Genomic DNA, 24,211 nt, shown 5'->3' with positions numbered 1-24,211 from the left:
CTATTCTCTATATTCTATTCTCTAAAATCTTGTATCCTTTTTCTATTTCTTCAATTCTTCTAAACGGGATTCCATCACCTCTTTATTCAATTTTACTTTTACCATTCCCATTGGGTGAAATCTTCTTTTTAGGTCGATTGCTGCATAAACTATGGTATAAATATCATTGCCTTCTGGAATTAAGCATAAAGGCGTTCTCATTATATCCCACCATTTATCGACTTTAGTTTCGATTGGAAGATATCTTGCTTCACCCCATTTTTTTCCATCTTTGGATAATGAATAGGCAATCATGTTAGGCAAATGATGTCCCCAACCTTCTGGGCCTCCATCAAAAATAGCGATGTACATTCCGTTTGGAAGCTGGCTCACAATTGGATTCTCCACAAAAAACGGATGCATGGATTTGATTGGTGTATTTTCGTCTTTTATTCTTGTCCACGGACCTTCTAAACTCTTTGATTCGGCCAAAGCTACAAACCAGCCTTTTCCTGATTTCTTTGGATAATCTGCCCAAGAATTGAACGGATATGCCCCGCTATAAAATCCGAAGTACTTATCGCCAACTTTATAGGGAAAAAATGAGGCAACTCCCTGACGGCCTTCCCACGGTTGAGAATCTAGGCCAGGTTCCATAATGATTCCCATATCTTTATACGGGCCACCAATTCCGTTGATTCCTTCAACGGTTGATTCGCAACGCCAGATTCTACCAAAAGAATGGTTTGGCTGTATTTCTTTATGAACGGTATACGCTAAATAATAGCCGTACCATTTGTTTGCCTTTTCGTTAAAAACAGGCATATACGACCAAATAGCGGCACGGCGATCATTCATTGGGTTATCATCTTCGGTTATGGCGTAAGTTCCGCTGGCTTGGTAGATTGTCGATTCACGTTTCCAATGAATTGCATCTTTACTAGTCCAATGTCCAATTTTGGTTTTTACGCGATCATAATAATAATCAACTCCTTTTTCTCCGGCTCTTTCGGTGGGAAACATATGATAGGTATCGCCAACTTTTACAACTCTTCCGCCTTCAAAACCCCCTTGAATACCTTCTGTTCCGGGCATTCCTTCTTCAACAACGGGTTTATTTTCACCGCCAATAATTTCGAAAAGTGGTTTTTCATCTGAGAATCCTTCAACAATAAATGTTGGATTCCAAAGTTTTCCATCTGGAAGTGCTGCGTTTCTTGGTTCTAATTTTTGGCTGCTTTTCACAATTCCTAAAACTGTGAATAATCCTTTTCCTAAATTTATAGTTTGAGTCCCTTTAGGATAAGAAACTGCATAAACATTTATAGGAGACAAACCTGATACAGTAACTCCATTTTCAAGAATTAATTTGGCATTTGATTTATCACTCAATTGAAGATAATCGACATTATTTTTCTCCTGAAAAGCGCCAATAAGAATTTGAACGTCTTCTTTGAATTTCAATTTTAATGGAGCATTTTTTCCATTTTTATAACTTTCTAATGGCAATTCAATTCCCGTTAATCCTTCTAATTCTGGAGCAAGTTTGACAATATTGTGTTTACTTCCTGAAAACACATGAGCATACTTGGTTGTTTTGAAAGTTTTGTACTTATTGATTACTTCAAAAGACGCTGGTTTCCAAGCTGAGTTTTGTGCTGAAACTTGAATACAGAAAGTTAACAGCATTAGAAAAGTGCATTTTAATTTGAAGGTGTATTTTGTAATTTTTGGTGACATTGGTTATTTATTTTTGATTTTTTTGTCATTTCGATCCCGAAGCTTCGGGATCGAAATGACAAACTGGCGTTATAATCTTTGTGGTTACGCGTGCGATTTCTCGTTCCTCGAAATGACAAACTAGACATTTACACACTAAGAACTCAAATCGCTTTATAACTCACTTTATATTCTACATTCGGTTTAACGGTCAATTGATATTTATTTTTGGCTAATTCTGTAATCGTTCCAGAGTTTGTTTTGGGTTTAGCTGAACTTTCAAAAATTAATTTTCCTTCTCCCTCACCTGCTTTTACTTTAATTTCTTTGGTGCTGCAATACAATGCAACTTCTCCGTTTGGTGTTGGCACTTTTCCTTCCATCCATTTTAAACCTCCAAGATTTGGTTTAATTTCATATTCTGAATAACCCGGAGAGGTTGGTTTTACACCTAAATAATATTTTCCTAATAAATAAATTGGACTCGCGCCCCAAGCGTGGCAAAGGCTTTTTCCGTAAGGACGCCCATACATCGACAAATGTTCGGTTCCTTTTTTCTTTGGATTGTATTCTTCCCAGAAAGATGTAGCGCCCTCATTCAACATTCCGCCCCAATAATCTTTCATTTCTTTTAAAACGTAATCCTGTTCGCCCATCGCACATAATGCTTCTAACTCGTAAAAACGCATATATGGAGTCGTGATTTGAAGAACATCTTTATTGAGCAATACTTTATTTTTTACACTTTGCTTTTGTTCTTCATTAAAATAATTAAAGAAAATACCAAACATATTAGCGTATCTGGTTACAATGTTTTGCACTTTACCATCGATACGCTGGTGCTTCATGACGTTTTCTTTTTTATCCCAAAATACCTCAAATAATTTTGTTTTTAAATCATTAGATAATTTTTGATATTGTTTTTGGTCCTCATTTTCACCTGCAATTTTAGCACTAACTTCCATGGCTTCTAAGCTTCTTACTAAAAGCATTTGCTCAAAACTAACCTCGCCAGTTTTTGGTAATCCGTCTGCCCAGTCAATAAAAACCCAGTCGCCTTCTAATGGTTCAAGGAATCCGTTTTTGTTTCTTCTTTCTAAACAGAAATCCATAAGTGATTTCATTCGTGGATAAAAAGTTTTGATGAATTTCGTATCTCCAGTATGTAAATAGTAATCATAAACACCTACAAACCAATACAGCGAATAATCCATTATAATATTTACGTGAGCTGTTACAGGATCTTTACCACGAAGTGCCAACAGCGTTCGTTCTATTGAAGCCGAATCAAAAAATAAATAATAATTCATTAAATAGCTTTGATAAGCATCGCCAGACCAAACCCAACGGTCGCGTTTTATTCCGTCTATAAAAAATTCGCGAGATGTTAAATGCATCGTGTAAGCCGACACATCCCAAATTTGATTCAATTGTTGGTCTGATGATTTGAATGCACCACGATAGTCTAATGGTAAATATTCGTAAAGCATCGAAATTGAATCATATTTTACCGATGCATCTGCATGAACCTGAACGTAGCGGAATGCTTTTGATCCGTTATGTGTATATGTTTCCGGTTGTTTTCCATCAAAAGATAAATGATCTAGTGTTTCGCATTTAGCAGAATCTAAAGCTTCCTCGCGAGATTCGCCATAATAAAGTGCTACTTTACCTTTTCCTTTTAAGCCGTGAATTTTAATATAACCAAACGTTTCTTTACCAAAATCTATTAATTGACCACCAGCTATTTTTTCTGTTTTTTTGGCGTTTAAAGGTTTGGTTGTTAGTTTAAATTGAGATGGTTTATGCTCTGGTACATCAAAATTCCAAGAACCAACAGGAACCCAAGGTGTACCAGATTGTTGTGCTTTTCCAGTTTCATCAATCCAAAGTTTATCTTCGTTTGTTACCTTCCAGGAGGCATCAGATTTAACGTAATTACCTGCAATATAAATCGCTGGCAAAACTTCCTGATTATACACTTTGAAGGAAATTTTGTGTTTTCCTGCTGGAATTGTTATTGATTTTGGCTGTCCATAAACCTGAACACCATCTAAAAGTAATTGAAAAGGTCCTTCTGAGTAGATTTTTACCTCGTCTGGTTTTGGAATATCTACTTCTGTTTGAAAAGTTACTAAGGCATAAGGACTGTAATATTGCCAAAGCGGCGGAAATACTGCTTCGCGTTCTGTACGTCTTACTTGCATTTTATTGCTTAACCAAACTTCAAAATCACCTGGATACCAGATCCATGTTGCTTCTTTGGATTTTTCCTGTGCCGATACTAAAGAACAAGTAAAAAGAGCGACAAAAAGAAGAATAACTTTAAAAATTGAAAATTGGTTCTGCATATAAAAATAATTTAACGCTAAAGATAAACGTTCTTTTTACATTTCATAACCTGTACTGTCCTGTTTACGCGGAATAATTAACTTTTTTAATACATTGAACATAATTTTAGTCCCATTTTTTTATCTAATTCTCTAAATTTTATTTCATTTTTATTTAAATAGATAATGGGTTGTGAGATTTATCATTCAGGCTTCTTGAAAATCGTCATAAAAAAATGCTTCAGGGTTTCTGAAGCATTTTTTAATTATTTTCTAAAGTTTATCTGATAGTTTTAGTTTCCATTAAAAATAAAATAATTAATACGCACTACTTTGTCTTCTTCTCAATTTAATTGTTAACCGTGATAATGATTTTATTTTCCTCGTGTTGAACCGTTACAAATTTTCCGTGAGCAAAACCAATATCATGAAGCCATTTTCCGCAAAGACGGATTTCAGGAAATACCACATAACGCATATATGCTCTTCGAATATACTTACTATGGATTTTTAATTGCCGTTTTCCTGCACGTTCAATTATATTTTCTTGCTTCATGATTATTAGTAATTTACACAATATTACTATAAATTATATTAAAAAGAAAATAAATCAACAAATAATGTTGATTTTAATTTATTACGCTTTGATTTTCAAGTCATTAAAATTTTGCGATATTTGCAGGAGAATTCATAAATTAACAATGTGTCGAAATTAAACTTGAATAGAATAAAATCTGTCTTGGCAGAAAAAAATAGAAATGGTAAAGATTTAGCAAGTCATTTAGGCAAAACAGAAACAACTGTTTCTCGCTGGTGTACAAATGAAATTCAACCATCTGTTGAAACACTTTATGAAATTTCTAAATATTTGAAAATTGATATTCGGGAGTTGTTGGTTTCTACGGGGAATAAATAGTATTTTAAATTTGAAATTACCAACATTACATTAATGGATTAAAATCATCCGGCAATTTAACTGTAAGTTTATTATTTTCCACAGATTGAGGACTCTCTTTTGGATCAAATGCAATAAACATTGCTACTTTGTAATCACTTTCTGGTACATTTTGAAATTTATATTTTCTAACCAATCCTTTTCCAAAAATGCGTATTCCTTCCTTATTAAATTCTTTAATTTCATCTTCACAGTTTAATAAATAACGTTGCAATTGGCTAATTTCAATTTCTGAATAAATATCTATCAAGTCTCTTAAATCCTCGAAAAATTCACTAACTCGAATAGATAAATTTCGATCTTTTATGGTTGAAAAATCGAAAAAATAAATATGTGAATTAGGGATTATTGATCTAAGTTCTGTTTGCCCTTTTACTTCATCAAGCACTTGAATATTATTAGTGCTTTGTATGTACTCTAGTAAATCTTTTTCAATTGCTTTCTCAACCCAATTTTCGTGATTATTTTTTAGTTCAATTAAAATATCTAAAGAAAAAGTTTCAGGAAAATCATCAATTAACTTGTGATCATTAGCACAAAGCAAAATAAGATTTTTATAATCATCAAAGTCATTTAAAATCTCTATTTCACCTCGAGGTCCATTTTTTTTAGAAGAAACAATATGACATTCTTCACCTACAATAAAATCTGCATTAGCAACATCTATTTTATGAACTAATAATTTCTTGCAAATTGCGCATCTATTTCCGGATCTAGACCACAGAATTTTTCTAGTTCTTACTTTTATCGACATATTTTATGACAAATATTTTTTAAAATTACTCAAAAAAGTTGCAGCATTAAAATTAAAACATAAATAACAGCCTCTAAATTCAACGACTTCTTTTCACTATATAAGGAATTAATTATTTACGAGTGGATAACTACAAAAAACTGTATAATTAATATCAAGATTTATTTTCTGCAATTTTTAAAGTCAAATCAGATAAAGTTTTTTCTCTTAGTACTTTGTCCGTAATTTTCGAAGTTAAATAATTTCCAAAATGTAAGTGATGTGTAATTACTAATCGATTATGAAATTCCGTTAATGACTTTAGTGTTTCTGAATACATTTTTAAATATATTGCTCCAATAAAATTTGAAAGTAACGTTGATAAAGTCCCAATTGAACCTAAAAGAATTTTTTCATTGAATTCAATTGATTTATTATTAAAAATTAAATACAAAGTGGTACCAATAAATGCAAATCCACAAATAATGCAAAATAATCCAGTCAAAAATATCCATGAGCTATGCCTTAATGTTTGATCATAATACTTTTTCAACTCAAGTTGATGATACTTAAAAAGCTTTTCAGCACGCATCTCGATACTTGAATCTTCAATTTCTAATAAATCTAATTCGTTTTGTACTTGTTGTATTTGAGTTTCTGCTTCTGGATTTGAATTTATAAAAGGAAATGATAAAATAATTATCGCATAGCCTATCATTATAACAAAATACATTCTAGAAAAATCGGAGATATAATACATAGCAATTGTAGCTATAATTATAAAAATTCCTGTTAACATCGAAAATCTTGACAATTTTTTTTGTCTTCGCAATCTCCCTAAAAGACGTTCTTTAGTTTCTTCCAGTTCTTGTTTTCTATAGACTTTATAGTCAAGTGAGTTAGCATTTATATGTTCATTAAAATTTTCAATCTCATTAATTTCTTCCATAAATTGCTTTTGATTATGTTTTTTAATTTTAACAAACGTAATACTTATTTTCCTTAATTTTATTTATTTTCCTTCAAATTGTTAATCATTGAAATCTATCCATATATTAATAAAATATTCTTTTTAACTACTACTACTATCAGAATACTAGAGATTTTTAAAAGAAAATATTTTATTAATTCCCATTAAAAAACAAATACAAAACCAAAATAGTCAATCCTAATAATCCAAATAACAGTTTTACCTTTTTACTTGTTTTAGGAATATCGGCTTCTTCAGAAAAATTAACTTCCGGATTTTTATCGGCTAATGAAATAATAATTGCAGCAACTAATAAAACTGCAAAAATGTAAAATGAGATTAATAAAAAGTGAGGCCAAATGGTATAAACATCGGCAGGGAATATCCATAAATATAAAACTCCAACAAATAAACTAAAAGCTGAACCCCAAGAAAGTGTAGCGTTCACCGCTTTTTTTGTGGTACGTTTCCAGAAGATACTCAACAGAAAAACTACTGATAAAGATGGCGCTAAAAAGCCCAAAACCGCCTGAAATATATTGAATAAGTTTTGTCCTTTGATATTATCAATCGCAACCGCAATAAGAATTGCAAACAAACATCCGGCTGCAATGGTGATTCTTCCAATTTTAATTTGATCTTTAATCGTTGCCGTTGGATTTATTTTTTTTACATAAATATCATTGGTAAAAACAGTACTTAATGCATTTAAGGAAGAACCAATTGTTCCTACCAAAACGGCAATCATAACACAAATAACCAAACCGTTCATTCCGCTTGGAAACAGGTTTGTAACCATTGTCATATAAGCCAAATCGGAGTTTTTTCCTAGTTCCGGATATAATGCGTAGCAAAGAATTCCTGGTAAAATAAACAACGGCAATGCCATTACTTTTAGCCAGCCAATAAAGTTTACACCAAGTTGTCCTTGTTCTAAATTTTTAGCTCCTAAAACACTCTGAACCATCGATTGATCTGTGCAAAAGAATGCTACAGCTGCAACAGGATAACCCAAAAGAATGGCCGGCCACGGATAATGCGCATCGTTTGCTGGCTGCACTAAATTCCAGAAATTAGACGGCGTTTTGGCAATTAAAACATCAATTCCTCCTAATTTTTGCAAACCTAAATAAGATAAGGTTAACGAAACCACAATTAGCAAAATCATCTGAAAAACGTTGACTTTGGCAATTGCTTTTAGTCCTCCTGCGAAAGTAAATATTCCGGAAAAGATTACTAAAACGGTAACGCTTTGCCACATTGGGATTCCAAGAATCTGGCGCACTAAAACACCTCCGCTAAATAATCCCAATGACAACCAACTTACCAAAATTTTGACTAAAGCATACCACGCTAAAATATTCTGTGTACTGTCGCCATAACGTTTTCCCATATATTCGGGCATTGTGCTTACTTTGCTCGCAATATATCGCGGTGCAAAAACCATTGCCAAAAGCAGTAAAAAAACAAAAGCATACCACTCAAAATTTCCGGCTACAATTCCGGTTGCGTAACCAATACTTGCAAAAGCCAGTAATGACGATGGACCAACATTGGTTCCCCACATATTAAACCCGATGCTATACCATTTTAAGGAATTTCCGGCCAGAAAAAGGGTTTCATTTTTCTTGCTTTGTTTAACACTTACAACGTATCCTATAATTAATAAAGCGGCCAAATAAACCCCAACAATTATAAAATCTAAGGTCGTTAACTTATCGTAGATGCTATTGTTCATAGTCCGTATTCGTTAAGAATATCAGCTATTTTTACTGGCATTCCGGTTTTTAAAGTTTTATCCATTGCTTGCAATAAAGCTACGGTTCCAATTCCTTCTTCCATATCTGGATATGCCGTAAAATTGAGTTCGATACTGTCTACAAAATATTCCAGATAATTTTGATATTCGCCTGCGTGATGGCTTTGCCCTTCAAATCGGAAATAGTGTTTTAAGGTCGAATCTCCCCAAGTAATTATTTTTTCTTCGCCTGTTTTATCTGTAATCGCATAACGCAATTCGTGATAATCAGATTGGCTCGCGCCTTCGGTCGCTCTTAGTATTGTACTCATTCCGCTATCGCGTTGTGCAGGTTGTGTTGGCGAAGTATAAACTCCGCTAACTCTTGCAATTCTTCCATCGGTTGCTTTAAAGATAAAGTGCATGGTATCTTCGTTTTTTAAACCCGCTGCACTTCCGTTGCTACTGATCATTCCGTAACCCATTACTTCTTCAATATTGGGTAAATACCATCTGATAAAATCTACTGGATGACTTAAACCGCCGTATAACCATTTGAAAGATTGCAACAACGACCATTCTTTTTCTAAAAACCATCTGTGATCTGCATGATAATGTGCTTCTATAGTAATTAAATCGCCTATTAAGCCTTCTTCAAAATCTTTTCGCTGACGTTTTGCTGGTTCAAAAAAGCGTGAACTTTGACCTATAAAAACCTTTTTTCCTGTTTGTTTGCTTAATTCTAATAATGCAGCCGCATCCGAAAGATCATCGACAAACGGTTTTGTACAAACTACATGTTTTCCGTGTAATAATGCTTGTTTTACATGTTGAGCATGCAAATGATCAGGCGTATAAATGGCAATAATATCAATTGATTTGTCATTTAATATATCTTCATAATTTGTGGTATACGAATGAAAATCAAACTCTTTTGCTCTTTGTTTACACAAATCTTCGTTTCGGTCACAAACTTTTACGAGTTCTACTTTTGAACTCTTTAAAGCTGCCGACATTGTGCTTCGACCTTCTCCGAGTCCTAAAATGGCTATTTTTAACATTGGTTATTTTATATTTTAAATAGTTAGTTTTAATTGTTTTTTCACGCAGATTCCGCAGATTTCTCTATATTCTCTGTTCTTTATTCTATTTTTTCTCTTCTACATTCACTTTATTCAGGAAAATCCAGGTTTCATCTGGTTTTGCGCCATCAATTCCGGTTTGGTATTTTTTCATTAAAGCATTCCATTCGTCTACACGTGGATTATTTTGAGTTGTTTTTGGGTTTAGTTTATCCAGACTTTCTCCTTTTGGAATACTGATTACCAATATCAATTGCTTTTCAAACTTGAAAACTTGTAATTGCTGAAAATCGGCATTGCAGAATCCTTTTGCGATTTCCGGCCATTTTTCAAATTGACTTGCATGATAATCAATATATTCTTTTTCCAATTTTGAATCATTTACTAAATTGGCAGTCAAAACAATGTTTTCCCATTCTGCTGCCGGTTTTGAATCTTTGCATCTTTCAAAATTCTGAAAGTCATAAATTGGATTTTCATATACTTTAATTTCTGCAGATGGATAAACCAAAGCCAATTTTCGTTTGGTTCTTTCGGGTTGATTCATTTTACCGTAAATCACCAAATGATTTTTCCATTGATACAATTCTTCACCCACAATTCGGAAACCTTTTATAGTCGATCTAATTTTTTCGATATCAAAGTCAGAACCAATCAACTCGATTGCAACTGCTTTTGGCATTTCTTGCAATCCCCACGGTTCGTCAATTACAACTTCTTTTGTTAAATCAGTATATGGCGCTCTAATTCCGGCAGCATCTTTAATTTTTGCACTTACATAAGGATCATTATTTCCCCAGATATTTCCTTTTGGACCATTATGATTTTTTAGTATTTTCTTTTCTGCAATCCAGTTATTTTTGATTGTAAAACCTTCTGATCCTTCATCTGTATACAAATACAACCATAAAAACGGATCGTGTGCATACGGACTGTTATAAACCTTATCGATGTAATTTTCTTCGATTTGGCTATTTGGCTGAGACGAAAGGGTATAAATTCCCGCAACATCGTGTAAATGTTTGGCATAATGATGAATTTTATTGGCCGAAATTTTATTGTTTTTCATCACATTTGCGGTGTGCGTCCAACCCCAACCCATTGCGATTGCGGAATATGATACATCAGATATTTCGTTATGTTCTATCGTTAGATTGCGAACAAAACCTGCGCTTATTCCTAGTGTTCCCCAATCTTCAGTCGTAACATTGGTAATTAAATTATCTGCAATAACTTCATCAGAGCAAATTTCTCTTTCGTCTTTTATAACTAAAGGCAAATGCGCTTCAAAAGTTTCTTCAGAGAAAACACCAACATTTATAGCGCTTCCACCAATATCTTTAAATAAATTTCCTTTTACGGTATTGTGATTTGTTCCTTTATTTAAATCTAAACCTGTTGAAGCCAAATGTTCAAAACGACAGGATTCAAACTGAATATTACTCGAATAGTTTACTTCGACTGCAGCGCGTGGTCTTCCTACCCAAGCCTGATTTTCTAATGTTGCTTGATTTGGAGTTCCCGGAATTTTTAACTTATAGGCATCCAATAAATACATTCCTGATTGCAACGGAACGTGTCCTTGTTGCGATGGACGAAGCCAATTACTATATTGAAAAGAAATTCCTTTAAATCTAAAGTCATGAACTGGAGAATCAATTGTTCCTTTTACTTCGACTAAATTTTCTAAGACTGGAACGATTACTTTAGCCGAATTCATATCTTCACCAACTCTTGGAATATAATAGATTTTGGCATTTTTTTTATCCAAAAACCATTCTCCGGGTTCATTTAGCATTGAAATTCCGTTATTCAAATAGAATGCTGAATTTCCGTTGTTTTTAGAAATCCATGGCGCTGGCCAAGGATGTTCGCTCTGAATACGGCTTTCTGGTTGTTCAAACGAAAGTCTGGCGCTGTCTTTTTTAATTTCAATGTTTTTGATTCTAAGATTCGCAATCGACCACCATTGTACAATAAACATTTCCATTCCCGGCTCAAACTTTATCGATTTATCTTTGAACGGAATCCAACAAGTTTCTGTTTCCTTATCCCACGATAAAATGCGATCCATTGTGTTTCCTGCCGTGCTTTTTGCTCTTACTGCTTTTTTATCATTTACCCATAATTGTCTGTAATTGATAATCTCGCCCGCAATTTGAGGTGCATCGGCAACCCAAACATTCGACTTTTTTACTCCATTTATAGAAACGGCTTTTTTCCAGTTCTTTATTTCGAATCCACCGCTTATAACTGGTTTCGAATTCGTGTCGGCTTCAATTGTAGTAGGACTTTCAGGAGTTCCTGAATCTTCGGGTCTCACAAACAACGGTTCGTTCAAATAATACGTACCATTCATTACAATTATACGAATACCATCTTTTATCGATGCGTCTTTTAGTCGGCGTAATTCTCTTGCTTTTCTCATCGCCATCTGAACAGTTGCCAACGGACTTGACTTTGTTCCAATGTTGCTGTCTTTTCCAGTTGGAGAAACCCAAATTTCAGCTGCATTCACAGAAAATATTGTACAGAATATAAAAATGGCCAATAGTAGTTTGGTAAAAGTATTTAATCGCATTATTTTTAATTTTTAGCTTCTTTTAGTTATTAAAATTATTGGAGACATAATTTATAGTAATAAAAAATTTACATCTCAAGTTTTTTTAACATTAATATTAAATATATGGCACAATTTAGCAGAACCTAAAAACATAAGTGTCCTGTACCCTCCTGCATTATTCAAATGAATTACAGAAAACAAATTCATAACTTTTAACTTTTCTTTTGTGGAAACGACTACTGAACTATTTTTTATAAAATATTTTTTATTAGATTTGTGTAATCGATTACATTTAAGTTTTGATTTTTATCAAACGGATTTTTTTTCAAATTCATAAAAAAAGATCATTCGATACTAGATTTAGTAATCAAACGCTTTGCATTTATAATTAAATTTCAAATAAAATTCAATCAGAATGAAAACTAACCCAATTAACCTTTTACGTATTGCTCTGGTCTTTATGATAACCAGCTGTTCGCAAAACACTTTTGCACAAGATTCAAAACCATATGATACTTATGCAAACATTGAATTTAAAATGGCAAAAGTCAACGAACCAATTATTCCAAATAACACAGTAAACATAAAGGACTTTGGTGCCGTAAATGGTGGTTATGTTTTAAATACTAAAGCTTTCGCCGATGCTATAGAAGCGGTTTCGAAAAAAGGCGGTGGAAAAGTTATTATTCCTCCCGGAATCTGGCTTACGGGTCCAATTATTTTAAAAAGCAATCTTGAATTACATGCACAAACCGGAGCTTTAATTAAATTCTCGACTGATAAAACTTTATATCCAATTATTGAAACCAGTTTTGAAGGTTTAAATACTTGGCGTTGCATCTCTCCAATTTATGGTAAAAATTTAGAAAATATAGCTTTTACTGGAAATGGCGTTTGGGATGGTTCAGGTGAAGCTTGGAGACAGGTTAAAAAAAGCAAATTAACTGACGAACAATGGAAGAAATTTGTCGCTTCAGGCGGCGTTTTAAATGAGAAAAAAGACAGTTGGTATCCATCTGAACAATATTTAAAAGGTGCTAAAGGCGCTGATCAAAATGTACGTCCTGATCTAAAAACTAAAGAAGATTTTGAAGCGATTCATGATTTTCTTCGTCCGGTATTGGTAAGTATTCAAAATAGTAAAAGAGTATTATTTGATGGTCCTGTTTTTCAGAATTCTCCAGCCTGGAACATTCATCCGTTTATGATTGAGGATTTAATTGTACGTAATATAACGGTTCGCAATCCTTGGTTTTCTCAAAATGGAGATGGTCTTGATGTTGAATCCTGCAAGAATGTAATTATCGAAAATTCAAGTTTTGATGTTGGTGACGATGCCATTTGTATTAAATCAGGGAAAGATAAAGATGGTCGTGATCGTGGTGTTGCTTGCGAAAATATTATCGTAAAAAACAATATCGTATATCACGGACATGGTGGTGTAACGGTTGGAAGTGAAATGTCTGGCGGTGTAAAAAATCTGCATGTATCTAACTGTACTTTTATGGGAACTGATGTTGGTTTACGCTTTAAAAGTACACGCGGGCGTGGCGGAATTGTAGAAAACATCTTTATTTCAGATATTTTTATGACTGATATTCCATCGCAGGCTATTTCTTTTGATTTGTATTACGGAGGAAAATCAATCGCAGAAACTTTGGCCGAAGGTGGAAACACGGTAAGTACAAAAGCGGTGCCTGTAAACGAGGAGACACCACAATTCAAAAATATTTCGATCAAAAACATTACGATAAAAGGTGCTCAACAAGCAGTATTTTTACAAGGTTTACCTGAAATGAATCTGGAAAATATCGAAATCACAAATTTGATTGCTAAAGCTGAAAAAGGCTTTTCAATCATCGACGCAAACGGAATCAAAATTAGCAATGCAAAATTAGATATTGAGGCCAAAAATGCATTTGAAATTTACAATACTCAAAACCTTTCGCTTAAAAATATAGAATTTACTCCAGCTTCATCTAACACGATTACAATTAACGGTAAAGCTTGCAAAAACATCGATTTGAGCGGTTCTTCTGTTAGTTTTTCTAAGACGACGACTATTGATAAAACCGTTGAAAAGAAAGCTGTTAAGTTTTAGTTTTATTAGATGTTAGATGTTAGATGTTAGATGTTAGATGTTAGATGTTTAAAAAAAGTAGGCTGTTCATAATGAACAGCCTGCTTTTTTTTCCTATTTGTCATTTCGATCGCGAAGCCTCAGGATCGAAATGACATTCTTTGCGGCAACTGTAGGGTAATCTTACAAATCATAAAAAGAACTCGCATTCTTAAACCAAATCTTGTTTTGATCTTCGATTGAAAGTTGCAAAATATAATCTTCCAAAGTTTTTACCACTTCAGTATAATCTGAAGCGACATTGAGAACCGGCCAATCAGATCCGAACATTAATTGATCTGTGGAGAAATTTTCGAAAATGACATCTAAATACGGTTTTAAATTCTCTGCAGTCCAGGAATTCCAATTGGCTTCTGTAACCATTCCGGAAATTTTACAACTTACGTTTTCGTATTTTGCAATTTCCTGAATTCCTTTTTTCCAAGAGTCAATATCGCCTGATTTAATATCAGGTTTTGCAATATGATCAATCACAAATTTTTGTTCCAAAAAATCCTGAACTAAACTAAGTGCAGCTGGCAACTGACGATGAAATATTAAAATATCATACGTATAATTGAATTGTTTTAAAGCTGAAATTCCGTTACGGAAATCTTTTCCAAACATAAAATCATCCGCTTCGCCCTGAACAACATGTCGAAATCCTTTTATCTTTTTATGAGTCGAAAAATATTCCAATCGTTCTGAGATATTCTTATTTCGTAAATCGACCCAACCTACAATTCCTTTTATAAAATCATTCTTTGAAGCCAAATCGACTAAAAAGTTCGTTTCATCTTCAGATTGGCTTGCTTGCACGGCTACACATCCTGAAAACTGATTTTCCTGAAGCAAAGGCAAAAGATCATCTGGCAAAAAATCACGTTGAATCTTTTTCATTGAATCGTCAATCCAACTGTCTCTAACAGGATCAAATTTCCAAAAATGCTGATGTGAATCAATACGATCATTCATCTTTATTAATTTACATCACTAATTAACGCACGATCTAAATGCACATAACCGCCATCAACAAAAACAAATTGTCCTGTAGTATGCGATGAACGATCTGAAATTACAAAAAGTGCCGTATCTGCAATTTCTACAGTTTTGGTCATTCTGCTTTCAAACGGAATACTTTTATTGATTTTATTTAAAACTGTCTCTCCATCTTCCAACGTCTTAATCCAATCTTCGTATGCCGGAGTATAACTTTCTGCAATAATAATCGCGTTTGAACGAATTCCAAACTGAATCAAATCAACCGCCCATTCTCTGGTTAATCCTAAAACTCCACCTTTCGCAGCGGCGTAACCTGATGTTCCGCCCTGACCTGTTAAAGCGACTTTAGAACCTATATTCAGAATATTTCCTTTTGATTCTTTTAAGTACGGAAGAGCATATTTCACTAATAAAAAATAGCTTACTACATTCAGTTTCAAAGAATTCATAAACTCTTCGTAGCTTGAATCTAAACCTGCGCCATCATTGACACCAACGTTATTGATTACAGCATCAATTCTTCCGTATTTTTCAACAATCTTTTTTACTGCATTTTCTATTTCGACAGGATCCGTAACGTCAGTCTGAACGAATAATGAATCAATTCCTTTTTTCTGCAATGCTTCTGCATAACCAAACCCTCTGCTATTTCGATCTACCAATACCGGAATTGCGCCTTCATCTGCTAATCTTTTGATGATGGTTTCACCTATACTGCCTTCTTTTCCGGCTGAACCAGAAACCACGACAATTTTATTTTTTAAATTTAAATCCATTTTATTTTGTGGTTATTTGAGGTTATCAATAGTTAGATTTTTTAAACACATAGAATCATAGATCTAGAAGACGTAACAAAAGTCGTTGCACTTGCATTAACACACATAGCTATGTGTGAGAAACGAGTTTCTTTCGCCTTTCTTAAAAAATAAAAACTATGTTTCTATGTATTTAATTTTTTTTCTCAGTTGTGTCATTCCGAGGAACGTGGAATGATACAACTGTGTCATAAAACTTTTATTTACTAAACTCTTAGTCTATCTCAATCAATGCCTTAATGACATTATTTTTTGGATCAATTAGTTTTCCGAAATCAGTAATCATTTCAAAGAAACTTGTTCTGTGTGTAATGTATTTTTTAGGATCTATTTTACCGTTTTTAAGACATTCCATTACATATTCAAAATCCTGAATCGTGGCATTTCTGCTGCTCATTAAAGTAGATTCTCTTTTATGAAAATCCGGATGACTGAACGTTAATTCGCCTTTCTGAAGTCCAACCAAAACAAATCTTCCACCGTGCGAAATGTAATTAAAAGCGTCATTCATAACATTTCTATTTCCGGTTGCATCAATAACTACATTTGCCATATCGCCGTTGGTAAGTTCTGCCAGTCTTGCATTTACATTTTCATTCAACGGATTGATTGTAGCATCAGCATTCAATTCATTTTTACAAAAACCTAATCGGTAATCGTTGATATCCATCACTATAACTTTTGCTCCGGCAATTTTAGCAAACTGAATTAATCCAATACCAATTGGTCCTGCACCCATAACTAAAACTGTATCGTTTGGTCCAACAGCCGCTCTTCGCACTCCGTGCGCAGCAATTGCCAGAGGTTCAACCAATGCCAATTGGTCGTAATCTAATCCTTGACCGTACAATAAATATTGTTCCGGAATCACAACATATTCAGACATTCCTCCATCAATATGAACTCCAAAAACTTTGATATTTACACAACAGTTTGTTAATCCATTGCGACAAGCCACACATTTTCCGCAATTAAAATACGGAATAAAAGTTACTTTATCACCTGGTTTAAAACCTTCAGCATTCCCTTTTACATATTCTGCTGCCAACTCGTGCCCCAGAATTCTGGGATATTCAAAATAAGGTTGCGTTCCGCCAAAAGCGTGAATATCAGTTCCGCAAATTCCGATTCTTTTTATTTTTAGCAATACCTCACCTTCTTTTGGCTCTGGAATTTCTTTTTCTTTAATTACAAACTCTTGCGGTTTTTCGCATACGATAAATTTCATCTTAGATTTTTTTAGCTAACTCGCAGGGCACAATTAAAAAAAATTATAAAACACATAGAAACATAGATTTTTCATTTTTTAATAAGAAAACCAAAATAAATGATATATCATTTAAACATAGCTATGTGTATTTAGACAAGTGAAACGCCTTTTTTTGCGTATCGAATATCTATGTTTCTATGTGTTTAAATAATTATGCTCAACGAATTAATAATTATTTTTTATATGCAACTGCAGTTTGCTTGCTTGTTCCTAAACCTTCAATACCAAGCTCTACAACATCTCCAGCTTTTAAGTAAATTGGATCAGGCTTAATTCCTAAACCAACTCCAGGAGGTGTTCCTGTACTAATAATATCGCCAGGAAGCAAAGTCATAAACTGACTTAAGTAATGTAATAAATAAGGTATTTTGAAAACTAAATTTAACGTGTTACTGTCTTGGTATTTTTTACCGTTTACAGAAAGCCACATCGATAAATTATCAACATCATTTACTTCGTCTTTAGTAGCTAAAAAGGGACCAAGCGGTGCAAATGTGTCACAGCCTTTACCTTTTGCCCATTGTCCGCCACGCTCAATTTGAAATTCTCTTTCGCTGTAATCATTCAGTAAAGCATAACCCGCAACATAATCTAAAGCTTCAGCTTCTTCTACATAACTTGCTTTTTTACCTACAACAAAAGCCAATTCAACTTCCCAGTCAGTTTTTACGCTATTCTTAGGAATTACAACATCATCATCAGGACCACACAATGAAGTCGTTGATTTAAAAAAGATAATTGGTTCTGTTGGAATTGGTGCGCCGGTTTCTTTGCAGTGATCTACATAGTTCAAACCAATACATATTATTTTTGATGGTCTCGCTACCGGAGATCCTAAACGTACATTCGCATCAACTTCTGGTAAAGTTGGATTTGCTTCTAAAGCTTTTTGTAATTTCTCTAAACCGTTTTCTTCAAAAAAGCTTTCGTTAAAATCTGAAACGATAGAAGAAACATCATATCTTTTTTCAGCAATTAAAACTCCTGGTTTTTCTTTTCCTATTTCTCCAAAACGTATTAATTTCATATCATTTAAAGTTGCTGAGTTGCTAAGGTTCTTAGATGCTAAGTTTTTTAAATCTTGGCTGCTTAGGACCTTAGTAACTTTTTAATTAATTATTATTTTTATTTTTTTATGGTGCTAAGAAATCTTAGTACCTCAGAATCTTAGCACCTTAGTACCTGTCCTTAATTATTTAGTTTAATAAATCCTCCGTCGATTGGGTAATCACTTCCGGTGATAAATCCTGCTTCGTCACTGCATAAAAACAAGGCAAGCGTTGCAATTTCATCCGGTTTTCCCATTCTGCCAATAGGTTGTGATTGTGAAAGTTTTTCGAACATTTCAGCTTCTTTTCCAGCGTAATTTTTCGAAATAAAACCATCTACAAATGGTGTGTGGACACGTGCAGGAGAAATAGAATTACAACGAATATTTTCGCCAATATAATCTCTCGCTACAGACAAAGTCATTGCCATTACAGCGCCCTTTGCAGTCGAATATGCAAATCTGTCCTGAATACCAACCCATGCCGCAATAGACGCCATATTTAAAATAACGCCACCTTTCGAAAGTCGAAATTGCGGTATCGCTGCGTACAAACAATTGTAAACACCTTTTACGTTTACTTCCATCACACGATCAAAATCAGACTCTGAAGTTGTATCAACTTTTCCAACATTTGCAATTCCTGCATTATTAATTAGAATGTGGATATTTCCAATGGTTTCAAATGTTGCAATAACCTCTTTTTGGTTCGCTACATTGCAGGCGTATGAAAAAACATTTCCTCCCAATTTCTTAATATCGTCTACCGCTTCCTGAGCACTTTCTAGAGTTAAATCTAAAATATGTACTTCCGCACCCTGCTTTGCAAACAACGTCGCAATAGCTCTTCCTATTCCGCTACCGCCTCCAGTTACAACGGCTTTTTTATTTTTTAATGAAAACATTTTTATTTGTATTTAGTCCTTATTTGTCCTGTTATAGTGCTCTTAAAATAATAAATGTAAAAAACACAATTACAAAAGTAATTTTTAATTTTATATATGAGATATATTTTCATATGAATCTTTAAAAATGATCATACTTTAATATTTTATAACATTTATTATATCATTTGTAAAAAAAGAAGACACCTGATTCACATACTGCAAAAAACTATTGTTAATAAACAGATCATTCATTGCGCAATTCAATCTTATTTCTATTTTTGTAATTGTATTTTTTACATTTATTATTTTTAAAGCAAAATCATCACCTATAAATTAGAATAAAAATGACGGTATTAAAAGGGATAACGTGGAATCACACTAGAGGTTTATTGCCAATGGTTGCTACAGCACAGCGTTTTACAGAACTAAATCCTAACGTAGAAATCACATGGGAGAAAAGGAGCTTACAGGAATTTGCAGATGCATCAATTGAAGATTTGGCAAAAAGATTTGATCTTCTTGTTATTGATCATCCATGGACCGGCTTTGGCGCTCATACAAACGCAATACTTCCCCTCTCCGATCATCTTTCAGCTGAATATATAAAAGATCAGGAAATCAATACGGTTGGATATTCGTACGGAAGTTACGTTTTTAGCAACAAACTTTGGGCGCTACCTATTGATGCAGCCACACCGGTTGCCGCAGCTCGTTTGGATATTTTAGAAAAACAAGGTTTAAAAGTACCTCAGACATACGACGAATTATTAACACTCGCAAAGAAAGGATTAGTTGCTTTTGCCGGAATTCCTGTCGATGTTTTAATGAGCTTTTATATGTATTGCTGCAGTTTAGGTGAAGCTCCTTTTCAATCTGATGACAAAGTAATTTCTGTAGAAACAGGAAAAAAGGCTTTGCAAATGTTTAGAGAATTGGCACAATTAATTGATCCTGCAAATTTTAACCGAAATCCAATTCAGGTTTACGAAGCAATGGTTAATTCTGATACAATTGCCTATTGCCCTTTTGCTTATGGTTATTCGAATTATTCGAGAACGGGTTACAGTAAAAACCTGCTTCATTTTTACGATTTAGTTCGTTTGAATAATAATCCAATGATTAGTTCGCTGGGCGGAACAGGTTTAGCTGTTTCCTCATTCAGCAAGCATATTCCTGAAGCTATTAAATATGCCGAATTTACCGGATCCTCACAGGTTCAGCAAAATATATTCGCCGATAATGGCGGACAACCCGGTCATTTACAAGCGTGGAAAAGCGACCGAATCAATGCTGTAACGCATGACTATTTCAAAAATACTTTACCGGCTTTAGAACGCGCTTTTTTACGCCCAAGATATTCCGGGCATATGTATTTTCAGGATCATGGAGGCGATGTTGTTCGTGATTATTTAATGAATGGCGGAAATGAAGAATTGGTTTTAGAAACATTGAATTCTCTTTATGCTAAATCTTTAAACCTGCAAACAACATGAGACCGTTAGAAGGATTAGTGGTTTTGGAATTTTGCCAGTTTTTGGCAGGTCCCTCAGCTGGATTAAAACTGGCCGATTTGGGTGCAAGAGTCATTAAAATAGAACGTCCGGTAAAAGGCGAAGCTTGCAGACAATTGAGTATCAAAGATCTTTTTCTTGATGATAGCAGTTTATTGTTTCATACCATTAACAGAAATAAAGAATCATTTGCAGCCGATCTTAAAAACCCTGAAGATTTGATTCTGATTAAAAAACTAATCGCTCAGGCAGATATTATGACGCATAATTTCAGACCGGGCGTAATGGAAAAAATTGGATTAGATTTTAATGAATCATTAGCAATCAACCCAAAAATAATATACGGAACAATTACAGGCTATGGAAACATTGGGCCTTGGGCAAAAAAACCGGGGCAGGATTTATTGTTGCAATCGCTATCCGGATTAAGTTGGTTAAGCGGTAGAAAAAGTCAGGAACCCGTTCCGTTTGGTTTGGCTGTAGCCGATTTAATGTGCGGCAATCATTTTGTACAAGGAATTTTAGCAGCATTGCTTAAAAGAGCTAAAACCGGTAAAGGGGTTTTGGTTGAAGTGAGTTTACTCGAATCCGTTTTAGATGTACAGTTTGAAGCTATTACCTCTTTCTTAAATGATGGCGGTCAATTGCCCGAAAGAGGCGATATTAAAGGAAGTGCGCATGCTTTTTTAAGTGCTCCATACGGAGTTTATCAGACCCAAGACGTTTATCTTTCTTTGGCAATGGGTAATTTAATTTTTATTGGAAATACACTCGGCGTTGATTTAAAACAATACACTGATAAACATCTTTGGTTTGAAAAAAGAGATGAAATCAGAACAATATTAGCAGAGAAATTATTAACTCAATCAGCTGATTATTGGATCTCATTACTTCAAAAACAAGGTATTTGGTGCGGAAAAGTATTCAATTATGAAGAACTCGACAATCAGCCTTTTGTAAATGAATTGCAATTGAAACAAACCGTCAAAAACTCTGATGGAGAAACTTTAATTACTACAAGAAGTCCCATTCAGCTCGACGGAAAGATTTTGACAAGTTCAAAAGCAGCTCCCAAAGTTGGAGAAGATAATCTCAATATACACGAACAATTTTTAAGCAAATAGAATGAAGCCATTAGAAGATTATTTAATAGTAGATTTTAGTCAGTTTCTTTCTGGCCCTTCAGCGAGTTTACGATTGGCTGATTTGGGTGCGCGCGTGATAAAAATTGAAAAACCGGGAACAGGCGATATCTGCAGAACCTTATATACTTCTGATTTAATTATGAATGGTGAATCTTCTGTTTTTCATACGATTAACAGAAACAAAGAATCTTTTGCTATTGATTTTAAAGAACCATCAGAATTAGAAAAATTAAAAAAATTGTTGGCTAAAGCCGATGTCGTTATGCACAACTTCAGACCCGGAGTTATGGAACGCGTGGGTTTGAGTTATGATGATTTAAAAGCAATAAATCCGAATGTTGTTTATGCGTCAATTTCAGGTTTTGGAAATCATCCCGAACTTAAAGATTTACCGGGACAGGATTTACTTTTACAATCTTTAACAGCTTTAACCTGGTTAAGCGGAAATCAAGAAGATGGCCCGGTACCAATGGGTTTATCTATTGTAGATATGTTGGCGGGAGCACATTTGGCACAGGGAATTTTAGCTGCTTTATATCGAAAAGCTACTCAAAATATCGGTGCATTAGTTGAAGTAAGTATGTTAGAATCGGCTTTTGATTTTCAGTTTGAAACGATTACGACTTATTTTAATGATGGTGGCGAATTACCTGTTCGAACGAAAACTAATAATGCGCACGCTTACTTGGGTGCGCCGTACGGAATTTACAAAACCAAAAATGGCTTTTTAGCTTTGGCAATGGGTTCTATTCCGGTTTTGGCTTCGCTTTTAAAATGTGATGCCCTTCTGGCTTTTCCTGAAAATAAATTCACTTTAAGAGATGAAATCAAGAATATTCTGGCGGAACATTTACAAACTCAAAATACTGATTTTTGGCTGAATATTTTAGAACCTGCAGACATTTGGTGCGCCGGAGTTTTAAACTACCAACAGCTTTTTGCTGAAGAAGGATTCAAAGTTCTGGATTTTACTCAGAAAGTATTCATGCTTGACAGTTACTCTTATGAAACAACGCGTTGCCCAATAAAAATTGATGGCGAATACCTGACTTCCAGTAAAGGTTCTCCAAAATTAGGGCAGGACAACGAGAAAATTATTAAAGAATTTATTTCCATATAATGAAAAAAATAAGAATCGCTGTTCGCAAATTTGATCCGTTCGAAAGTACACTGAAAAAGCTGTGGGATTTATTTTGTCTTAAAAACAATATTCAGATTGAAGTCGAAATGATTCCTCTGGAATTGCACGAACTTTACGAAACTACAATTTTAAAAAAAGGTCTAAAGGAAGGGAAATGGGATATTGCACACCTCAATACCGATTGGATTTTTGATGCTGTACACGAAAAAGCGGTTGTTGATTTATATTCCTTTATAGCCGAAAATCCTCCTGAAAATTATCCATACGGCTGGCACAAATCGCTTCTGCATTTACAACAATTGGATAACGGCACATATGGACTTCCTTTTCACGATGGACCCGAATGTTTGATTTACAGAAAAGATTTATTCGAAAATGAAACTGAAAAAGAGAATTTCAAAAAGCAGTTTGGTCATGAGCTTTCTACTCCAAAAACCTGGAAAGCATTTACGGAAATCGCAACATTCTTTAATCGTCCCGAGCAAAATCTATACGGCTGTATTTTTGCCAATTATCCAGACGGGCACAATATGGTTTTTGATTTTTGCCTGCAGTTATGGACCCGTGGCGGATCTTTAATCAACGATAAAAATCAAATCTCTATTAATAGTGATGCAGCGGTTCAGGCTTTAGATTTTTATCGTAAAATCGTAAATGACAAAAATGCTGTTCATCCAAAATCTAAGGATTTTGGTTCTGTAGAAGCAGGTTTGGCTTTCGCAGATGGACAAGCTGCAATGGCAATCAACTGGTTTGGATTTGCTTCGATGGCTGAAGTTATCGAAGAATCGAAAGTAAAAGGCAAAATTGATATTGCTTCTCTCCCATCTGATCCGAATCATAAAACCGCTTCTTTGAATGTGTATTGGTTGTATACAATTGGTTCCGGAAGCAAACACAAAAGATTAGCTTACGATTTTTTACGGTTTGCAACTACACCGGAAAGTGACAAATTATTGACTATCGAAGGCGGAATTGGCTGTCGAAAATCAACTTGGAAAGATGAAGAAATTAATACTTTAATTCCGTTCTACCATAAACTGGAAATGCTTCACGAAAATGCGCTGACATTACCACAAACCCCAATTTGGCCAAAAGTTGCTGAATTTATCGATCATATGGTTTTAAAAGCTATAAATAGTGATATTCCTTCGGCACAATTATTAGAAGAAACACAAATTAATATTCAAAAAATAGAATAGAC

19 protein-coding genes are annotated in these 24,211 nt (G+C 34.2%); 6 read left to right on the top strand and 13 right to left on the bottom strand.

The annotated features are described in order from the left end of the window. Positions 1-42: 42 nt before the first annotated feature. The 3 genes from ACHRVZ_RS12635 to ACHRVZ_RS12625 form a co-directional block, all read right to left on the bottom strand. Positions 43-1,719 carry a hypothetical protein gene (locus ACHRVZ_RS12635; RefSeq protein ID WP_395422872.1) on the bottom strand — a complete coding sequence of 559 codons (1,677 nt, stop codon included), beginning with the start codon at positions 1,717-1,719 and terminating at the stop codon, positions 43-45. A gap of 143 nt (positions 1,720-1,862) precedes the next feature. Beyond that, the gene (locus ACHRVZ_RS12630) at positions 1,863-4,049 is read right to left on the bottom strand and encodes an alpha-rhamnosidase (protein WP_395422870.1); all 2,187 of its coding nucleotides are present in this window, start codon (positions 4,047-4,049) and stop codon (positions 1,863-1,865) included. A gap of 328 nt (positions 4,050-4,377) precedes the next feature. Next, entirely contained in the window at positions 4,378-4,584 is a 207-nt protein-coding gene (locus tag ACHRVZ_RS12625; RefSeq protein ID WP_395422868.1) for a SymE family type I addiction module toxin, read from the bottom strand. 162 nt (positions 4,585-4,746) lie between these two features. Between ACHRVZ_RS12625 and ACHRVZ_RS12620 the strand changes: the two genes are divergently transcribed. After that, a complete protein-coding gene (locus ACHRVZ_RS12620) occupies positions 4,747-4,944 on the top strand; it encodes a helix-turn-helix transcriptional regulator (RefSeq protein ID WP_395422866.1) in 198 nt (65 codons plus the stop codon). 25 nt (positions 4,945-4,969) lie between these two features. On the opposite strand, the gene ACHRVZ_RS12615 is transcribed toward ACHRVZ_RS12620, so the two are convergent. From ACHRVZ_RS12615 to ACHRVZ_RS12595, 5 genes are all read right to left on the bottom strand, one after another. Then, positions 4,970-5,737, bottom strand: a complete 768-nt coding sequence (locus ACHRVZ_RS12615) for an HNH endonuclease signature motif containing protein (protein WP_395422864.1) — start codon at positions 5,735-5,737, stop codon at positions 4,970-4,972. 154 nt (positions 5,738-5,891) lie between these two features. After that, positions 5,892-6,665, bottom strand: a complete 774-nt coding sequence (locus tag ACHRVZ_RS12610; protein WP_395422862.1) for a hypothetical protein — start codon at positions 6,663-6,665, stop codon at positions 5,892-5,894. Positions 6,666-6,840: 175 nt separating this feature from the next. Further along, complete coding sequence (locus ACHRVZ_RS12605; RefSeq protein ID WP_395422861.1) at positions 6,841-8,424, bottom strand: sodium:solute symporter; 1,584 nt, start codon at positions 8,422-8,424, stop codon at positions 6,841-6,843. Beyond that, entirely contained in the window at positions 8,421-9,485 is a 1,065-nt protein-coding gene (locus ACHRVZ_RS12600; RefSeq protein WP_395422860.1) for a Gfo/Idh/MocA family protein, read from the bottom strand. Before ACHRVZ_RS12600 ends, ACHRVZ_RS12605 begins: the two co-directional genes overlap by 4 nt. 85 nt (positions 9,486-9,570) lie before the next feature. Beyond that, positions 9,571-12,087, bottom strand: a complete 2,517-nt coding sequence (locus ACHRVZ_RS12595; RefSeq protein WP_395422858.1) for a right-handed parallel beta-helix repeat-containing protein — start codon at positions 12,085-12,087, stop codon at positions 9,571-9,573. 397 nt (positions 12,088-12,484) lie between these two features. On the opposite strand from ACHRVZ_RS12595, the gene ACHRVZ_RS12590 reads away from it, so the two are divergent. After that, positions 12,485-14,170, top strand: coding sequence for a glycoside hydrolase family 28 protein (locus tag ACHRVZ_RS12590; RefSeq protein ID WP_395422856.1), 1,686 nt, complete (start codon positions 12,485-12,487; stop codon positions 14,168-14,170). 162 nt (positions 14,171-14,332) lie between these two features. On the opposite strand, the gene ACHRVZ_RS12585 is transcribed toward ACHRVZ_RS12590, so the two are convergent. The 5 genes from ACHRVZ_RS12585 to ACHRVZ_RS12565 form a co-directional block, all read right to left on the bottom strand. Continuing rightward, positions 14,333-15,163, bottom strand: a complete 831-nt coding sequence (locus ACHRVZ_RS12585; protein WP_395422854.1) for an amidohydrolase family protein — start codon at positions 15,161-15,163, stop codon at positions 14,333-14,335. A gap of 5 nt (positions 15,164-15,168) precedes the next feature. Beyond that, a complete protein-coding gene (locus tag ACHRVZ_RS12580; protein WP_395422853.1) occupies positions 15,169-15,966 on the bottom strand; it encodes an SDR family oxidoreductase in 798 nt (265 codons plus the stop codon). 253 nt (positions 15,967-16,219) lie between these two features. Continuing rightward, a complete protein-coding gene (locus tag ACHRVZ_RS12575; RefSeq protein WP_395422850.1) occupies positions 16,220-17,233 on the bottom strand; it encodes a zinc-binding alcohol dehydrogenase family protein in 1,014 nt (337 codons plus the stop codon). Positions 17,234-17,447: 214 nt separating this feature from the next. Further along, positions 17,448-18,302 (bottom strand): fumarylacetoacetate hydrolase family protein, encoded by an 855-nt coding sequence (locus tag ACHRVZ_RS12570; RefSeq protein WP_395422849.1) that lies wholly within the window; start codon positions 18,300-18,302, stop codon positions 17,448-17,450. A 161-nt stretch (positions 18,303-18,463) separates the two neighbouring features. Continuing rightward, the gene (locus ACHRVZ_RS12565) at positions 18,464-19,228 is read right to left on the bottom strand and encodes an SDR family NAD(P)-dependent oxidoreductase (RefSeq protein WP_395422848.1); all 765 of its coding nucleotides are present in this window, start codon (positions 19,226-19,228) and stop codon (positions 18,464-18,466) included. Positions 19,229-19,554: 326 nt separating this feature from the next. On the opposite strand from ACHRVZ_RS12565, the gene ACHRVZ_RS12560 reads away from it, so the two are divergent. From ACHRVZ_RS12560 to ACHRVZ_RS12545, 4 genes are read left to right on the top strand one after another with little or no spacing between them, the layout of a single operon-like run. Continuing rightward, positions 19,555-20,703, top strand: a complete 1,149-nt coding sequence (locus tag ACHRVZ_RS12560; RefSeq protein ID WP_395422846.1) for an ABC transporter substrate-binding protein — start codon at positions 19,555-19,557, stop codon at positions 20,701-20,703. Beyond that, the gene (locus tag ACHRVZ_RS12555; protein WP_395422845.1) at positions 20,700-21,845 is read left to right on the top strand and encodes a CaiB/BaiF CoA transferase family protein; all 1,146 of its coding nucleotides are present in this window, start codon (positions 20,700-20,702) and stop codon (positions 21,843-21,845) included. The genes ACHRVZ_RS12560 and ACHRVZ_RS12555 overlap by 4 nt, the downstream gene beginning before the upstream one ends. A gap of 1 nt (position 21,846) precedes the next feature. Then, complete coding sequence (locus ACHRVZ_RS12550) at positions 21,847-22,986, top strand: CaiB/BaiF CoA transferase family protein (protein WP_395422843.1); 1,140 nt, start codon at positions 21,847-21,849, stop codon at positions 22,984-22,986. After that, the gene (locus ACHRVZ_RS12545; RefSeq protein WP_395422842.1) at positions 22,986-24,209 is read left to right on the top strand and encodes an extracellular solute-binding protein; all 1,224 of its coding nucleotides are present in this window, start codon (positions 22,986-22,988) and stop codon (positions 24,207-24,209) included. Before ACHRVZ_RS12550 ends, ACHRVZ_RS12545 begins: the two co-directional genes overlap by 1 nt. Positions 24,210-24,211: the final 2 nt, after the last annotated feature.

This window comes from Flavobacterium sp. FlaQc-57 (assembly GCF_044007395.1).
Classification (GTDB): Bacteria; Bacteroidota; Bacteroidia; order Flavobacteriales; family Flavobacteriaceae; genus Flavobacterium.
Note: the sequence above shows the minus strand (reverse complement) of the source record. Positions and strands in the feature narration are given on the sequence as shown.

Bases quoted from the DNA above. Each gene is read 5' to 3' on its own strand.
- ACHRVZ_RS12550 (WP_395422843.1), top strand. From the start codon at position 21,847: ATGAAGCCATTAGAAGATTATTTAATAGTAGATTTTAGTCAGTTTCTT.
- ACHRVZ_RS12560 (WP_395422846.1), top strand. From the start codon at position 19,555: ATGACGGTATTAAAAGGGATAACGTGGAATCACACTAGAGGTTTATTG.
- ACHRVZ_RS12585 (WP_395422854.1), bottom strand. From the start codon at position 15,163: ATGAATGATCGTATTGATTCACATCAGCATTTTTGGAAATTTGATCCT.
- ACHRVZ_RS12605 (WP_395422861.1), bottom strand. From the start codon at position 8,424: ATGAACAATAGCATCTACGATAAGTTAACGACCTTAGATTTTATAATT.
- ACHRVZ_RS12565 (WP_395422848.1), bottom strand. From the start codon at position 19,228: ATGTTTTCATTAAAAAATAAAAAAGCCGTTGTAACTGGAGGCGGTAGC.
- ACHRVZ_RS12600 (WP_395422860.1), bottom strand. From the start codon at position 9,485: ATGTTAAAAATAGCCATTTTAGGACTCGGAGAAGGTCGAAGCACAATG.
- ACHRVZ_RS12635 (WP_395422872.1), bottom strand. From the start codon at position 1,719: ATGTCACCAAAAATTACAAAATACACCTTCAAATTAAAATGCACTTTT.
- ACHRVZ_RS12580 (WP_395422853.1), bottom strand. From the start codon at position 15,966: ATGGATTTAAATTTAAAAAATAAAATTGTCGTGGTTTCTGGTTCAGCC.
- ACHRVZ_RS12555 (WP_395422845.1), top strand. From the start codon at position 20,700: ATGAGACCGTTAGAAGGATTAGTGGTTTTGGAATTTTGCCAGTTTTTG.
- ACHRVZ_RS12575 (WP_395422850.1), bottom strand. From the start codon at position 17,233: ATGAAATTTATCGTATGCGAAAAACCGCAAGAGTTTGTAATTAAAGAA.
- ACHRVZ_RS12595 (WP_395422858.1), bottom strand. From the start codon at position 12,087: ATGCGATTAAATACTTTTACCAAACTACTATTGGCCATTTTTATATTC.
- ACHRVZ_RS12625 (WP_395422868.1), bottom strand. From the start codon at position 4,584: ATGAAGCAAGAAAATATAATTGAACGTGCAGGAAAACGGCAATTAAAA.
- ACHRVZ_RS12570 (WP_395422849.1), bottom strand. From the start codon at position 18,302: ATGAAATTAATACGTTTTGGAGAAATAGGAAAAGAAAAACCAGGAGTT.
- ACHRVZ_RS12630 (WP_395422870.1), bottom strand. From the start codon at position 4,049: ATGCAGAACCAATTTTCAATTTTTAAAGTTATTCTTCTTTTTGTCGCT.
- ACHRVZ_RS12545 (WP_395422842.1), top strand. From the start codon at position 22,986: ATGAAAAAAATAAGAATCGCTGTTCGCAAATTTGATCCGTTCGAAAGT.
- ACHRVZ_RS12615 (WP_395422864.1), bottom strand. From the start codon at position 5,737: ATGTCGATAAAAGTAAGAACTAGAAAAATTCTGTGGTCTAGATCCGGA.
- ACHRVZ_RS12590 (WP_395422856.1), top strand. From the start codon at position 12,485: ATGAAAACTAACCCAATTAACCTTTTACGTATTGCTCTGGTCTTTATG.
- ACHRVZ_RS12610 (WP_395422862.1), bottom strand. From the start codon at position 6,665: ATGGAAGAAATTAATGAGATTGAAAATTTTAATGAACATATAAATGCT.